We start from the raw sequence: 14,157 nt of genomic DNA, 5'->3' as shown, positions 1-14,157 counted from the left end.
CCTCCTAAGGTACAGCCCACGACAGCACATCCCGTGGAGCGACCATGACAACAACAACTTCCCCCGACTCGCGCTGGACGCGGCGGCGCGATGAGAAGCAGCGCCGCCTCGCATTGGTGCGATCGTTCGCCGACGGCGCCGTGCTCCCCAGCGACCGTATCGTCGAAGCCCTGGAAGCCCTGATCCTCCCCGGCGACCGTGTGGTGCTGGAAGGCAACAACCAGAAGCAGGCGGATTTTCTCTCCCGCTCCCTGGCCAAGGCCGACCCCGCCAAGCTTCACGACTTGCACATGATCATGCCCAGCGTGGGGCGCTCCGAGCACCTGGACCTGTTTGAAAAGGGCATCGCCCGCAAGCTGGATTTCTCTTTCGCCGGCACCCAATCCTTGCGCATCAGCCAGTTGCTGGAAGACGGCCTGCTGGAAATCGGCGCGATCCACACCTACATCGAACTCTATGCGCGGCTGGTGGTGGACCTGATCCCCAACGTGGTGCTCTCCGCCGGTTTCATGGCCGACCGCGCCGGCAATATCTATACCGGCCCCAGCACTGAAGACACGCCAGCGCTGATTGAACCGGCCGCCTTCAGCGATGGCATCGTCATTGTGCAGGTCAACCAACTGGTGGATGACGTCACCGACCTGCCTCGCGTCGACATTCCCGCGAGCTGGGTCGACTTCGTGGTGGTCGCTGATAAACCTTTCTATATCGAACCGCTGTTCACCCGCGACCCACGGCACATCAAGCCCGTGCATGTGTTGATGGCGATGATGGCGATCCGTGGCATCTATGAAAAACACAACGTTCAGTCGCTGAACCACGGCATCGGTTTCAACACCGCCGCTATCGAGTTGATCTTGCCCACCTACGGTGAATCCCTGGGCCTGAAGGGCAAGATTTGCCGCAACTGGACCCTCAACCCACACCCAACCCTGATCCCGGCCATCGAAAGCGGCTGGGTGGAAAGCGTGCATTGCTTCGGCACCGAGCTGGGCATGGAAAACTACATCGCCGCCCGCCCGGATGTGTTCTTCACCGGTCGCGACGGCTCGCTGCGTTCCAACCGGATGTTCTGCCAACTGGCCGGCCAATACGCGGTGGACCTGTTTATCGGCGCCACCTTGCAAGTTGATGGCGACGGTCATTCCTCCACCGTTACCCGTGGCCGCCTTGCCGGTTTTGGTGGTGCGCCAAACATGGGCCACGACCCGCGCGGTCGCCGCCATGGCACACCCGCCTGGCTCGACATGCGCCACGACGACGCTCCCGAGGCCTTGCTCGAACGCGGCAAAAAGCTCGTGGTGCAGATGGTCGAGACGTTCCAGGAAGGCGGCAAACCGACCTTCGTCGAAACCCTCGATGCGGTAGAAGTGGCACGCAAAAGCGGCATGCCGCTGGCGCCGATCATGATCTACGGCGACGACGTCACCCACCTGCTCACCGAAGAAGGCATCGCCTACCTGTACAAGGCTCGCTCGCTCGAAGAGCGCCAGGCGATGATCGCTGCCGTGGCCGGTGTGACGGCCATCGGCATGCGCCATAACCCCAAGGACACCGCTCGCATGCGCCGCGAAGGCTTGATCGCGCTGCCCGAAGACCTCGGCATCCGCCGCACCGACGCCACCCGTGAGCTGCTGGCCGCCAAGAGCGTGGCCGATCTGGTGGAGTGGTCCGGTGGCTTGTACAACCCGCCCGCCAAGTTCAGGAGCTGGTAAATGCACGCACTCAAACTGCACGACCTGACCCTGGCCGAACGGCTGGCCGACATGGCCGTCGACGCCTTGATTGATGAGGCCGACCTGTCACCAAAACCCGCCCTGGTGGACCGTCGCGGCAACGGCGCCCACACCGATTTGCACCTCGGCTTGATGCACGCTTCGGCGCTGTCGTTGTGGCCGGCGTTCAAGGAAATGGCCGAGGCGGCTATCGAGTTTGGCGAAGTGGGTTTGCCCTTGCGTGAAGCCCTTGGGCGAATCGGTCGCGAAGGCGAACAGGCGATGCTCGTCACCACCAACGGCGTGAACACCCATCGTGGTGCGATTTGGGCGATTGGCTTATTAGTCGCCGCCGCCGCATTGCATCCCGAATCCGGCACCGCCAGCGCGCTGACGTTACGCGCCGCCCGCCTGGCCTTGCTCAACGACCGCTACGCACCACAACCGCTAAGCCATGGCGCCCTGGTCGCACAACGCTACGGCGCTCGCGGTGCTCGTGAAGAAGCGCAATTGGGCTTCCCCTCGGTGCTGCAACGCGGCCTCCCGCAGTTGCAAAAAAGCCGCGTGCAGCAACACGGCGAACAGAACGCTCGCCTCGATGCCTTGCTGGCGATCATGACCGACCTGGCCGACACCTGCGTGCTCTATCGCGCTGGCCCCGAAGGCTTGCAGGCCATGCAACAAGGCGCCCAAGCGGTGCTGGACGCCGGTGGCAGTGCAAGCCTCGCCGGCCGCCGCCAATTGCACGAGCTGGACCAGCAACTGCTGGCGCTGAATGCCTCCCCCGGTGGCGCCGCCGACCTGTTGGCTGCCTGCCTGTTTATCGACCGCCTCGACGGAGCGCTGTGATGGAAACCTTATCCTTTGAATTCCCCGCCGGGCCGCCTGGCAAGGGCCGTGCGCTGGTGGGGTGTGTCGGCTCCGGCGACCTGGAAGTGCTGCTGGAACCGGGCACTGCCGGCACCTTGACGATTCAGGTGCAGACCTCGGTCAACGGTGCGCAGCTGCGTTGGCAGCACCTGTTTGAACGGATCTTCCAGGAGCAAACACCTCCCGCATTGAACATCGATATCCACGACTTCGGTGCGACCCCGGGCGTGGTGCGCCTGCGCCTGGAGCAAGGCTTCGAGGAGATCGGTCATGACTGATTTGCTGAATAAACACAGCTTCGTCGAACTCGGCGCGCGGCAACGGGCCGAGGCCTTGCTCGACGCGGGCAGCTATCGCGAACTGATCGACCCGTTCCAGCGCGTCATGTCGCCCTGGCTGAGTCGCCAGGGCGTAGTGCCTCAGGCAGATGACGGCGTGGTGATTGCCAAGGGCAGCATCGCCGGTTTGCCGGTGGTCATCGCCGCTATCGAAGGCAATTTCCAGGGCGGCAGCCTCGGTGAAGTCGGCGGCGCGAAGATGGCCGGCGCCCTGGAGCTGGCCGCTGAAGACAACCGCAACGGCATCCCGACGCGCGCCATCCTGCTGCTGGAAACCGGCGGCGTGCGCTTGCAGGAAGCCAACCTGGGCTTGGCCGCCATCGCCGATATCCATGCGGCGATTGTCGACCTGCGCCAGTACCAGCCGGTGATCGGCGTGGTGGCGGGCAGTGTCGGTTGTTTTGGCGGCATGTCCATCGCGGCCGGCCTGTGCAGTTATCTGCTGGTGACCCGCGAGGCGCGCCTTGGCCTGAACGGCCCGCAGGTGATCGAACAGGAAGCCGGGCTTGAGGAATACGACTCCCGCGACCGGCCCTTCATCTGGAGCCTGACCGGCGGCGAGCAGCGCTTCAACAGCGGCTTGGCCGACCGTTATGTGGCCGACGACGTGGCGCAGATTCAGCAGCACGTCACGCAGCTGCTGCAACAAGGCTTGCCGCAAACACAGCGCAGCCGTCAGGTCGAACATTACCTGGAGCGCCTGGCTGCACTGAACGCCGAACCGCAAATCGACCCGGCGACGGTTCGCGATCTGTATCAGGGAGAACGCTCATGAGAGGCTTGCAATGGTTCAACGCGTTGAGCGGCGATGCAACGCCGGTGAGCGGTTTGCCGAACTCGCTGAGAGTTGCCGACGGTGCACTCGGTGATCAGCCGGTGCGCTTTATCGCGGTGGTCACCGATGCACAAAACCGCTTTCCTCGCGCTCGCAATGGTGAGGTCGGTTTGCTCGAAGGCTGGGGCTTGGCCAAGGCGGTTGATGAGGCGATCAACACCGGCGACAAGCGTCCGCTGATTGCGATTGTCGATGTGCCGAGCCAGGCTTATGGCCGGCGCGAAGAAGCGTTGGGCATCCACCAGGCATTGGCCGCCGCTGCCGACAGCTACGCCCGCGCCCGCTTGGCCGGTCATCCGGTGATCGCGCTGCTGGTAGGCAAGGCGATGTCCGGCGCCTTCCTCGCCCATGGTTACCAGGCCAACCGGCTGATTGCCCTGCGCGACCCCGGCGTGATGGTGCATGCCATGGGCAAGGCGTCGGCGGCGCGGGTGACCCTGCGCAGTGTCGAAGAGCTGGAAGCCCTGGCCGCCAGCGTGCCGCCGATGGCCTATGACATCGACAGTTATGCCAGCCTCGGCTTGCTCTGGGAGACCTTGTCGGTCAGCCAGATTGAACAGCCAACCCCCGAAGATATAGCGCGGGTCAGTGATTGCCTGGTGCAGGCGATCAAGGATGTGCAGGCGGGTGGCCGTGACCTCAGCGGTCGCCTGGGCGCCACCAACCGCGCCGCCTCAAGCCATGTGCGCCAATTGCTGCGGGAGCAATGGTGAACGCCCACGACTTGCTCTGGGGCATGACCCCGGCGCATGCGCCCGCTGATGCGCCGGCCTGGGTGCTGGAGGCGTTGGACGCCGGGCATCCGGTGGTGGTGCGGCGCGCGATTGCGCCGCCAGGTCATGTGGCGGTGGGTGTACGCGGGCGCTTGCGCGAACAGCGTTTCGCCGCTGTGATGCCGACTTCGGCGGTGCATCGGTGCGTGGTGCCGGAAGCCCTGCGCGGTGTGATTTCGCCCCGGGATTTACCGGCGTTGCAGGCACTGGCTCAATTGCGACCGGTGCTGGTGAAGGAGACTTGGGGCGTCACCGGCAGTGCCGGTTTTGAGCTGGCCAGCGGCATCGACGCGCTGCACGCCAAGAGTGATCTGGATTTGATTCTGCGCACGCCCGAGCGGCTTGATCGCGGCGACGCCGAGGACCTGCTGGCGATACTGGACACGGCGGTGTGCGCCGTGGACCTGCAACTGCAAACGCCTTTTGGTGCGGTCGCCCTACGTGAATGGGCCGGTGGTTCTCGCCGTGTGCTGCTGAAGAATGCCAGCGGCGCGCAGTTGGTGACCGACCCGTGGCAGGGCGTGGCATGAGCAGCCTCCTGGCATTCCCGGGGCAGGGCGCCCAGCGTCCCGGCATGCTCCAGCAATTGCCGCGCGCGGTGCTGGAGCAAGCCAGTGCGGCCTTGGACGAGGACGTGCTGAGGCTCGACTCTGCGCAAGCGCTGGCCTCGACCCGCGCCGTGCAGTTGTGCCTGTTGATCGCCGGCGTCGCCAGTGCGCGCCTGCTGGAACACACACCCGATTATGTCGCCGGCCTGTCTATCGGCGCCTATCCCGCAGCCGTTATTGCCGGCTCCCTGGACTTTGCCGACGCGCTGAAACTCGTCAGCCTGCGCGGCGAATTGATGCAACAGGCGTATCCCCACGGCTACGGCATGACCGCGCTTATCGGCCCTGACCTGTCCACCGTCGAAGCCTTGCTCGCCCAGGTCCACAGCCCGCGAACCCCGGTGTACCTGGCCAATATCAATGCCGACAGCCAGACCGTTATTGCCGGCAGCGACGAAGCAATGAAGGCCGTGGCCAATCTGGTCCGCGGCAACGGCGTTGCCAAACGCCTGGCCGTCAGCGTGCCGTCCCATTGCGCGCTACTGGAAAAGCCCGCCGAGGCACTGGCCCAGGCGTTTGCCGAAGTGACACTGAAAACGCCGAGCATCACCTACCTGAGCAGCACCCGCGCCCGGCCGATACACAACACAGAACACCTGCGCGACGACCTCGCCTTCAACATGTGCCGCATCGTCGATTGGCGCGGCACTGTGCAAAGCGCCTATGAGCGTGGCGTGCGCCTGCATATCGAACTGCCTCCCGGCGCCGTGCTCACGGGCCTGGCGCGCCGGGTGTTCGAGCAAGGCACCGTCATTGCCTTCGAAGGCGCCCGCCTGGACACCTTGCAGGCCTTGCTGCGAGAGGAGGGCCACCGCCACCAATAAAGCACCACCAAGGCTAGTGCCGGTCGGTTAGAGATAGAGCGGGTCACCCGTGACCTGTGGCGAGGGAGCTTGCTCCCGCGGGAGTGCGCAGCGCTCCCAAGATTTCAGGGCCGCTACGCAGCCCAGCGGGAGCAAGCTCCCTCGCCACAGGTAGGGTATTCGTGCTTAACGGATCGGCATTGCCACCCAAGGCTTTCGAAGCACAAAAACAACAATTTCGATGAAGCACTTTGAGGACAACCATCATGATTATTTACGGTGTGGCGTTGCTGGCGATCTGCATGTTGGCAGGCGTGATTCTGGGAGACATGCTCGGCGTGCTGCTGGGGGTAAAATCCAATGTGGGCGGGGTGGGCATCGCGATGATCCTGCTGATCTGCGCTCGGCTATGGATGCACAAGCACGGCGGCATGACCAAGGAATGCGAGATGGGCGTGGGCTTCTGGGGCGCGATGTACATCCCGGTGGTGGTGGCGATGGCGGCGCAACAGAACGTGGTGACCGCACTGCACGGCGGCCCGGTGGCGGTGCTGGCGGCGATTGGTTCGGTGGTGGTGTGCGGTTGCACGATTGCCTTGATCAGCCGCACGCACAAAGGTGAACCGCTACCCGATGAAGAGCCGCTGATTGCGGCTGCACCTGTCGCGGGAGGTCGCTGATATGTGGGACCTCATCGAGAAAGGCCTGGCAAATAACGGCTTGGTCACCGCCTTTGCATTTGTCGGCGTGGTGATGTGGATTTCGGTGGTGCTGTCCAAGCGCCTGACGTTCGGGCGCATCCACGGTTCGGCCATCGCGATTGTGATCGGGCTGGTGCTGGCCTGGGTGGGCGGCACGCTGACCGGCGGGCAGAAAGGCCTGGCGGACGTGGCACTGTTTTCCGGGATCGGCTTGATGGGTGGCGCGATGCTGCGGGACTTTGCCATCGTGGCCACGGCGTTTGAAGTGCAGGCCACCGAGGCGCGCAAGGCCGGGTTGATTGGTGCGATTGCCTTGCTGCTGGGCACAGTGTTGCCGTTTATTGTGGGCGCGAGTATTGCCTGGGCGTTCGGTTATCGCGATGCGATCAGCATGACCACCATCGGTGCGGGCGCGGTGACGTATATCGTCGGGCCGGTGACCGGGGCGGCGTTGGGCGCCAGTTCGGATGTGGTGGCGCTGTCCATTGCGACCGGCTTGATCAAGGCGATCCTGGTGATGGTCGGCACGCCGATGGCGGCACGCTGGATGGGCCTGGATAATCCGCGCTCGGCCATGGTGTTTGGTGGCCTGGCCGGCACGGTGAGCGGCGTGACGGCGGGCTTGGCCGCAACGGATCGGCGGTTGGTGCCGTATGGCGCGTTGACCGCCACCTTCCACACCGGGCTGGGCTGCTTGCTGGGGCCTTCGGTGCTCTACTTCATCGTGCGCGGGATTGTCGGCTAGAGAGGTGGCCAGGGGGCTTTTCTGTGGTGAGCAGGTTTCTGTGGTGGGCGGGCTTCTGTGGTGAGCGGGCTTGCCCCGCGCTGGGCTGCGAAGCGGCCCTAAAACCTGCCCACTCAGTCTGCCTGAAAGAACACCGCTGTCTTAATGGGCCTGCTTCGCAGGCCAGCGCGGGGCAAGCCCGCTCACCACAGAAGCTGGCTCACCACAGAAGCCGGCTCACCACAGAAGCCGGCTCACCACAGAAGCCCCCATCACAGACACCCTCTCATACAGGTTTTGCATCAGTCAGAGAATGTGCGGTGTCAGGCCTGCCGATTGGCATACATCCGGCACTCTGCCAACAGCGCGAGCAAGTTCGGGTCGCGCTCCTTGGCCTTCAGAAATACCACGCCAATGTGCTGCTGCAAACGGTAGCGCGGTTGCAGCGGAATCAGCTTTACCCGGTTCTCGTACACCGCCGCAATTCGCCCCGGCAGCAGCGCATACCCCACGCCCGAACTGACCATGCTCAGCAGGGTGAAGATGTCGTTGACCTGCATCGCCACCTTGGGCTCGAACCCTGCCTGCTTGAACACGCGGTTGCCGTCCTGATGGGTGGCAAAGCCTTGGGTGAGGGTGATGAAGGTCGCGTCGCGCACATCCGCCAGGTCGATTTCCTGCTCGCGGTCGAACGGTGAATCGGCTGGGGTGGCGAGGAAGATATCATCGGAAAACAGTGAGATCTGCTCGCAGTCCGGATCGTTGGCGTGCTCGTCGAGGGCGATCAGGATCGCGTCGACTTCCATGTTTTTCAGCTTGTACAGCAGGTCGAAATTGGAGCCGAGGATCAGGTCGATGTTCAGCTCGCTGCGCCGGATTTTCAGCCCCATGATCAACTGCGGCACGGTCTTCACCGTCAATGAATACAACGAGCCCAGCTTGAAGCGCTCGGCGGAAAAACCGGCGGCTTCGCGGGTCACCCGCACGCTGTCGACCACGTCCTGCACCAGTTTTTGTGCGCGCTCCTCCAGCACATAGGCGCTTTCCAGCGGTGTGAGGTTACGCCCTTCGTGCTTGAACAGCGGGCAACGCAGGGCGTTTTCCAGGGAGTGAATCGCCCGGTGCACGCTGACGTTGCTGGTCTGCAACTCAGCCGCCGCCCGTGCCAGGTTGCCGGTGCGCATGAACGCCAGGAAGATTTCCAGCTTCTTGAGGGTGAATTCTTCGTCGATCAGCATGGGTGCGACTCTTGTTCGAATGCCGTCGATTGTGCCCCTAAAACCAGTTCACTCCCAGCCATGCGCTGCACAGGCCCAACACCACGCCGAGGATGATCAGCCAGATTGCGTTGAGCCGTGTGTAATACACCACGGCGGCGCTGGCCAGGGTCAGCAGCAGGCTGGTGGCATTGTTTTCCAGGCTGTTCATCAGGATGTAGCTGGCGGCCAGGATCAGCCCGATGGAGATCGGCAGCAGGCTGCCTTTGACCCGCTGCACCCACGGCGTATGGGTGTGTTTCTCCAGCCAGCCCGCGCCGAAGTAGGTCAGCACCGAACAGGGCACCAGCTTGGCGGTCAGCGCCACCAGCGCGCCCGGCAACCCGGCGGCTTGCTGGCCGATAAACACCAGGAACATGCCGTTGGGCCCCGGCAGTGCCTGGGACAGGGCGAAGAAGGCGACAAATTGGGCGTCGGTGATCCAGTTCATGTCGGTGACGGTGTAGCGGTGGATATCGCTCAGGGCCACGGTGTTGCCGCCAATCGCCATCAGCGACCACAGCGCGCATTGGATCATCAGGTGAAACAGCACGCTTTGCATCAGCCGGCCACCTTTTGCTTGCCCATGAAACTCAAGGCCAGGGAGCTGGGAATGCAGATCAGCAAGACCATCCACAACGGCAGCACCCACACGGCCATCAACACAAAGGTCAGGACGAATGCGCTGTAGTTGGCCAGTGTCCGGGGCATCGCCTTGAGCAGGCGCAAGGTGGTGCCGAGCATCAGCCCGGTGGCGATTGGCATCACCGCGCCGAAGACCTGCTGCACCACGTCATGGCTCCACCATTTGGCATAGGCGAAGCCCGCCAGCACGGTGATCAGCGAGGGGAACAGATACAAGCCGACGACGGTCACAACCGCACCCGGCAAGCCGTGCAGGCGCCGGCCATAGATAATGCCGACGTTGGCGATATTCGGCCCGGGGAAGAATTGGCCAGTGGTCAGCAGCTCGTTGAAGCCTTGCTCGCTGACCCACTGCCTGCGGTCGACCATCATTTGCCGCGCCCAGGGCATTACGCCGCCGAAGCCCAGCAGGCCGACCATGGCGAAGTTGTAAAACAACTGCCACAGGCTGGGGTGAGGCTGGGCAGGCTCAAGGTCGGGCATGGGGATTACCGATGGGGTCGGGAGCGGGGTGTTTTTATGTGGGAGCTGGCTTGCCTGCGATAGCGGTTTATCAGCAACAGATGCAAGGCTGACCCACTGCTATCGCAGGCAAGCCAGCTCCCACAGGATGAAGCGAATCATCTATCGGCGTGTGCATTTGGGCAAATGAAGAAAGGTTGTTACCCGATATTGGTTGGCGGACGTCAGAATGGGTGAGGTGATAACCGTTATTCGAGGTGAGTGACACATGTATCACGGGGAACGATTCAACGCCTGGAGCCACTTGCTCGGGGCGGTTGCGGCTTTTGTTGGCGCGGTATGGATGTTGGTGGTGGCCGGGATGGACGGCAGCCCCTGGAAGATTGTCAGCGTGGCGATCTACGGTTTCACGTTGTTGGTGCTCTACAGCGCATCGACCGTGTACCACAGCGTGCGCGGGCGCAAGAAAGAGATCATGCAGAAGGTTGATCACTTTTCGATCTACCTGCTGATCGCCGGCAGCTACACGCCGTTTTGCCTGGTGACGCTGCGCGGCCCGTGGGGCTGGACGCTGTTCGGGATTGTGTGGGGGCTGGCGGTGATCGGCATTTTGCAGGAGATCAAGCCACGCTCCGAGGCGCGGATTTTGTCGATTGTGATCTATGCCGTGATGGGCTGGATCGTGCTGGTGGCGGTCAAGCCGCTGATTGCAGCGCTGGGCCCCACCGGGTTTGCCTGGCTGGCGTCGGGCGGCGTGCTGTACACCGTGGGCATTATTTTCTTTGCCCTGGAGGACCGCATGCGCCATTCCCACGGGATCTGGCATTTGTTCGTGATCGGCGGCAGCTTGCTGCATTTTGTGGCGATCATGGGGTATGTGTTATAGCCGGTCCAACTGCTCCTGGGCCCGGCTGCCGAAGATTTCCAGCAGGCTCGCCAGCATATGCGGCGGCGGTTCGTTGGCGCGAGTCAGGGCGTACAAGGTGATCGGCAGCGGCGGCGCCAGCGGGCGAATGCAGGTGGTGGCCGGTGACGCACCGAGGGCCGTGAACGGGTCGATGACGGCCAGCCCGGCGCCGGATTCGACCATAGCCCTGGCCAGTGAATAGGTCTGCACCGCGATGCTGACCCGTGGCGGCGGGTCGACCGCTTCCAGGTAGCTGTCCAGCTTCGCCGACAACGGGTCGGCGCTGGACAGGCCAATCAACGGCGCACCCGCCAGGGCCATCAGCGGCAGCGGTTTGCCCAGCTCGTTTTCCTTCCAGTAATCCCTGGGCGCCAGCGCCACCAATACGCCATGAGCCAACGGCTGCGCGGTGAGTCCCGGGTGATCGGGTGGTTGCAACGTCAGCGCTACATCCACTTCACGCATCAACAGGTTCTGCACCAGCTCGCGGCTGTGGGCGCTGGACAGCTCGCACGCGATGTCGGGGTAGCGCTGGGTCCACTCGCGGATGGCCGGCGGCAGCAACGACAAGGCCAACGCCGGCGTCGCGCCGATACGCAGGCTCTGGCCTGGCTCGCGGCGCAGGTTTTGCGCCAGGCGTCGCACGCCTTGCAGGCTCTCGGTTACTTTGTCGACTTCGCGCTCCAGCGCCAGCGCTTCCGGGGTTGGTTGCAGCTTGCCGCGTATGCGCAAGAACAGCGGGAACCCCAGCTGCAACTCGGCGTGCTGCAGCACCTTGCTCACGGCCGGCTGCGAGACATGCAGCAACTGGGCGGCGGCGCTGATGGAGCCGGTCTGGCGGATGGCCTGGAAGATTTCGATATGACGCAAGCGCATGGGCAGTCCATAACCTTTGTTTATGGGTGACCCATCTTTATTCATTGTCTTGCCGCTGTCACCTGCCCCTAACCTTCAAGCCTGACATCGCACGGTTAGGGGAAGCACATGGTTCAGCAGGTCTGCATCATCGGTGGTGGGGTTATCGGCCTGGCGAGTGCCTACGCGCTGGTGCGTGCCGGTATGCAAGTGACCGTGGTCGAAGCCCGGGACACATTCGCCAGCGAGACCAGTTTCGCCAATGGCGGGCAATTGTCCTACCGCTATGTTGCGCCCCTGGCCGACAAGGGCGTGCCGCTGCAAGCCATTGGCTGGATGCTGCGTGGTGACTCGCCGCTCAAGCTGCGCCCGCGCATGGACCCGGCGCAGTGGCGCTGGATGGCGTCGTTCCTGGGCGCCTGCCGTGGCTCGGTGAACCAGCGCAATGCGGCCCATTTGCTGCGCCTGGCGTCCTTGAGCCAGGAGACCCTGCAACGCTGGCGTGAAGAAGACCAGTTGGGCGACTTCCACTGGCGGCGCAACGGCAAGCTGGTGACCTTTCGCCGCCTCGAAAGCTATGAGCGCGCACTGAACAAAGTGACTGACCCTTTGCAACAGCAAGTGCTCTCGGCGCAGGACTGCGCGCGGCTGGAGCCGACCCTGGCCAGCACCCGTTTTGCCGGCGGCATCTATACGCCCAATGAAGAAGTCGGCGACTGTCATGCATTTTGCCAGCAGTTGGCGGCGCGTCTCGAGGCATCTGGGCGCTGCACCTTCCTGCTGGGGCGCAAGGTGACGGGGATTCGCCACAGCGCAGGCACCGTGCAGGCGATCGAGATGGGCTGTGAAGTGCTGCCGGTGCAGCACCTGGTGCTGGCCGCCGGGCACCGCAGCCCCGAGCTGGCCTTGCCCGGCCTGTCGCTGCCGCTGTATCCCCTCAAGGGCTACAGCCTGAGCGTGCCGATTGGTGCGCAGCATCAGGCGCCCACTATCAGCATCACGGATTACGACCGCAAGATCGTCTACGCGCGTATTGGTGAGCAACTGCGGGTGGCGGCGATGGTGGACATCGTCGGCTTCGACACCCGCCTGGAACCCAAGCGCCTGGCGCTGATTAAACGCCAGGCACTTGAGACGTTCCCGCAGGCTGGCGATTACCAGCACGCGGTTGAATGGGCCGGCATGCGTCCTGCTACGCCCACCGGCGTACCGCTGATTGGTGCCAGTGCCTACAGCAACCTGTGGCTTAACCTCGGCCATGGTGCCCTCGGGTTCACCCTGGCCTGTGGCAGCGGCCAGGTGCTGGCCGAGCTGATCGGCCGGCACATACCTTCCATTGATATGCAGGGCTTTGCGCCCCGCGCCGCTTGAGGATGCCTCGATGACCATCACCCGAATCAACAGCAACAATCGCCTGTCTGGCGCAGTGGTTTTTCAGGACCTGGTGTTCTTGTCCGGCCAGGTACCGGGGGACGGGCGCGATATAACGACCCAGACCCGTGAGGTGCTGGCCAAGATTGATGGGTTGCTGGCCGAGGCCGGCAGCGACAAGGATCATCTGGTGAATGCGACCATCTACCTCAACAATATCGAGGAGGGATTTGCGCCGATGAATGAAGTCTGGTCCGCCTGGCTGTCGCCGGGGCAGGCGCCGACGCGTACCACGTTGCAGGCGCAGTTGGCGCGACCGGACGTGCTGGTCGAGATCAGTGTCATTGCCGTGCGCCGTACCTGAACCTTTAACCACCAACGGAGAATAACAATGCAAAAAAGCACGTTGATCGGCTGCACCCTTGGGCTGTTATTCGGCGCTCAGGCCCACGCCACCGAAGCACCTCTGGAAGGCACACTGAGCAAGATCGCCAACGCCCGGAGCATCACCCTCGGCTACCGCGATGCCTCGGTTCCGTTCTCCTATGTGGGGGATCACAGCGGCAAGCCCATGGGGTATTCGGTGGACCTGGCGAACAAGATCGTCGAGCGCATCCAACAGAAAACCGGCGTGCCGAAGCTCAACGTGAAGTACAACCTGGTGACTTCCCAGACCCGCATTGCCCTGGTGCAAAACGGCACCGTGGACCTGGAATGCGGTTCAACCGGCGTGACGGCGGAGCGGCAGAAGCAGGTGGCGTTTTCCTACGGGTTTATCTACGTGAAGGGCCAGCTGCTGACCGCCAACGACAGCGGTATCAAAGGCTTTGCTGATCTTAAGGGCAAAAACGTGGTGACCACCGCGGGCACCACCAACGAGCGGTTTCTCAAGAGCTACAACGTTGATCACAAACTGAACATGTCGGTGATCAGCGCCAAGGACCACGGCGAAGCTTTCCAGATGCTGCAATCGGGCCGGGCGGCGGCGTTCTACATGGATGACGCGTTGCTTTATGGCGAGCGCGCCAAGGCCAGGGACCCGCATAAGTGGGTGGTGGTCGGGGAGGAACAGTCGCGGGAAATCTACAGCTGCATGGTGCGCAAGGATGACCCGCAGTTTCTCGCGGTGGTCAACGAAACCCTGGCCGGGCTGTACAGCTCGGGGGAGATCAACGGCATTTACCAGCGCTGGTTTGAACAGCCGATTCCGCCCAAGGGCTTGAACCTGGAATTCCCGATGACCAGTGAGCTGAAGGCGATTATTGCGACGCCTGTGAGTGATCCAGTGGAGTAG

Annotated in this window: 17 protein-coding genes; 13 read left to right on the top strand and 4 right to left on the bottom strand. The window is 63.2% G+C overall.

Annotated elements, in window-relative coordinates; translation table 11 throughout:
- The first annotated feature begins 44 nt into the window (after nt 1-44).
- The 9 genes from mdcA to madM all read left to right on the top strand — a co-directional run bounded on the left by mdcA (nt 45) and on the right by madM (nt 7,388).
- On the top strand, nt 45-1,715 hold the full coding sequence (gene mdcA / locus RGV33_RS30415) for a malonate decarboxylase subunit alpha (protein ID WP_010167653.1): 1,671 nt from the start codon (nt 45-47) through the stop codon (nt 1,713-1,715).
- Nucleotides 1,716-2,564, top strand: coding sequence for a triphosphoribosyl-dephospho-CoA synthase (locus RGV33_RS30410; RefSeq protein WP_322148105.1), 849 nt, complete (start codon nt 1,716-1,718; stop codon nt 2,562-2,564).
- Nucleotides 2,564-2,863 (top strand): malonate decarboxylase subunit delta, encoded by a 300-nt coding sequence (locus RGV33_RS30405; RefSeq protein WP_322148104.1) that lies wholly within the window; start codon nt 2,564-2,566, stop codon nt 2,861-2,863. The genes RGV33_RS30410 and RGV33_RS30405 overlap by 1 nt, the downstream gene beginning before the upstream one ends.
- Nucleotides 2,856-3,698 carry a biotin-independent malonate decarboxylase subunit beta gene (locus tag RGV33_RS30400; RefSeq protein WP_322148103.1) on the top strand — a complete coding sequence of 281 codons (843 nt, stop codon included), beginning with the start codon at nt 2,856-2,858 and terminating at the stop codon, nt 3,696-3,698. The genes RGV33_RS30405 and RGV33_RS30400 overlap by 8 nt, the downstream gene beginning before the upstream one ends.
- A complete protein-coding gene (gene mdcE, locus RGV33_RS30395; RefSeq protein ID WP_322148101.1) occupies nt 3,695-4,471 on the top strand; it encodes a biotin-independent malonate decarboxylase subunit gamma in 777 nt (258 codons plus the stop codon). Before RGV33_RS30400 ends, mdcE begins: the two co-directional genes overlap by 4 nt.
- Nucleotides 4,465-5,061 (top strand): malonate decarboxylase holo-ACP synthase, encoded by a 597-nt coding sequence (locus tag RGV33_RS30390; protein ID WP_322148099.1) that lies wholly within the window; start codon nt 4,465-4,467, stop codon nt 5,059-5,061. The genes mdcE and RGV33_RS30390 overlap by 7 nt, the downstream gene beginning before the upstream one ends.
- Nucleotides 5,058-5,963: a malonate decarboxylase subunit epsilon gene (gene mdcH, locus RGV33_RS30385; protein ID WP_322148098.1), complete on the top strand. Its 906-nt coding sequence runs from the start codon at nt 5,058-5,060 to the stop codon at nt 5,961-5,963. The genes RGV33_RS30390 and mdcH overlap by 4 nt, the downstream gene beginning before the upstream one ends.
- A 245-nt stretch (nt 5,964-6,208) precedes the next feature.
- Nucleotides 6,209-6,622, top strand: a complete 414-nt coding sequence (gene madL, locus RGV33_RS30380; RefSeq protein WP_003216818.1) for a malonate transporter subunit MadL — start codon at nt 6,209-6,211, stop codon at nt 6,620-6,622.
- A gap of 1 nt (nt 6,623) precedes the next feature.
- Nucleotides 6,624-7,388: a malonate transporter subunit MadM gene (gene madM, locus RGV33_RS30375; protein WP_322148097.1), complete on the top strand. Its 765-nt coding sequence runs from the start codon at nt 6,624-6,626 to the stop codon at nt 7,386-7,388.
- 302 nt (nt 7,389-7,690) lie between these two features.
- Here the strand turns inward: madM and RGV33_RS30370 are convergent, their stop codons facing one another.
- The 3 genes from RGV33_RS30370 to RGV33_RS30360 are packed head-to-tail and all read right to left on the bottom strand — an operon-like array spanning nt 7,691 to nt 9,751.
- Nucleotides 7,691-8,605, bottom strand: a complete 915-nt coding sequence (locus RGV33_RS30370; RefSeq protein ID WP_322148095.1) for a LysR substrate-binding domain-containing protein — start codon at nt 8,603-8,605, stop codon at nt 7,691-7,693.
- 37 nt (nt 8,606-8,642) lie between these two features.
- Nucleotides 8,643-9,185 carry a chromate transporter gene (locus RGV33_RS30365; RefSeq protein WP_322148094.1) on the bottom strand — a complete coding sequence of 181 codons (543 nt, stop codon included), beginning with the start codon at nt 9,183-9,185 and terminating at the stop codon, nt 8,643-8,645.
- The gene (locus tag RGV33_RS30360; RefSeq protein WP_322148093.1) at nt 9,185-9,751 is read right to left on the bottom strand and encodes a chromate transporter; all 567 of its coding nucleotides are present in this window, start codon (nt 9,749-9,751) and stop codon (nt 9,185-9,187) included. The genes RGV33_RS30365 and RGV33_RS30360 overlap by 1 nt, the downstream gene beginning before the upstream one ends.
- A gap of 247 nt (nt 9,752-9,998) precedes the next feature.
- On the opposite strand from RGV33_RS30360, the gene trhA reads away from it, so the two are divergent.
- On the top strand, nt 9,999-10,616 hold the full coding sequence (trhA, locus tag RGV33_RS30355; RefSeq protein ID WP_322148091.1) for a PAQR family membrane homeostasis protein TrhA: 618 nt from the start codon (nt 9,999-10,001) through the stop codon (nt 10,614-10,616).
- Here trhA and RGV33_RS30350 read toward each other — a convergent pair.
- Nucleotides 10,611-11,513 (bottom strand): LysR family transcriptional regulator, encoded by a 903-nt coding sequence (locus RGV33_RS30350; RefSeq protein WP_322148090.1) that lies wholly within the window; start codon nt 11,511-11,513, stop codon nt 10,611-10,613. The two genes, trhA and RGV33_RS30350, sit on opposite strands and share 6 nt — an antisense overlap.
- A 108-nt stretch (nt 11,514-11,621) precedes the next feature.
- Between RGV33_RS30350 and RGV33_RS30345 the strand changes: the two genes are divergently transcribed.
- From RGV33_RS30345 to RGV33_RS30335, 3 genes are read left to right on the top strand one after another with little or no spacing between them, the layout of a single operon-like run.
- A complete protein-coding gene (locus RGV33_RS30345) occupies nt 11,622-12,863 on the top strand; it encodes a D-amino acid dehydrogenase (protein WP_322148089.1) in 1,242 nt (413 codons plus the stop codon).
- Between the two features lie 10 nt (nt 12,864-12,873).
- Nucleotides 12,874-13,227: a RidA family protein gene (locus RGV33_RS30340; protein ID WP_322148088.1), complete on the top strand. Its 354-nt coding sequence runs from the start codon at nt 12,874-12,876 to the stop codon at nt 13,225-13,227.
- A gap of 27 nt (nt 13,228-13,254) precedes the next feature.
- The gene (locus RGV33_RS30335) at nt 13,255-14,157 is read left to right on the top strand and encodes a transporter substrate-binding domain-containing protein (protein WP_322148087.1); all 903 of its coding nucleotides are present in this window, start codon (nt 13,255-13,257) and stop codon (nt 14,155-14,157) included.

It is taken from the genome of Pseudomonas sp. Bout1 (genome assembly GCF_034314165.1).
Taxonomy (GTDB): domain Bacteria; phylum Pseudomonadota; class Gammaproteobacteria; order Pseudomonadales; family Pseudomonadaceae; genus Aquipseudomonas.
The sequence above is the reverse complement of the archived record's forward strand: the minus strand, read 5'-3'. Positions and strand labels throughout refer to the sequence as shown.